This window comes from Ramlibacter sp. bp-362, assembly GCF_054956735.1.
This window is the reverse complement of the sequence record NZ_JBUDXE010000048.1, coordinates 1-281: the sequence shown is the minus strand read 5'-3', so window position 1 is coordinate 281 and position 281 is coordinate 1. Positions and strand designations below refer to the sequence as shown.

The 281-nt window shown below is 63.0% G+C and carries 1 protein-coding gene; it reads right to left on the bottom strand.

The annotated features are described in order from the left end of the window. On the bottom strand, positions 1-281 hold a 281-nt coding region (locus ACY0MJ_RS22350), incomplete at both ends, for a hypothetical protein (protein WP_462640761.1).

The following is a 281-nucleotide window of genomic DNA, read 5'->3' as shown; positions in this document are numbered from 1 at the left end:
CGAACAGGTACACGTCGCTGCCCGTGCCGCCCTGCAGCAGGTCGTCGCCGGCTCCGCCGTCCAGCACGTCGTCGCCGCTATTGCCGTAGACCTGGTCGTTGTTCTCCGTGCCTGTCAGCGTCTCGCCGGCACTTGTGCCGTTGAGTGTCATGCCTTGAACTGCCGGTCGCACCACGCTAATAGCGGCCTGAATCTCGGCATCGGTGAGCAAGCTGCCATCGGCGAATTCGATGCGGTCCACGCTGATCGAGTGGTTGATCACGTTGCCGTAGAAGAAGCCC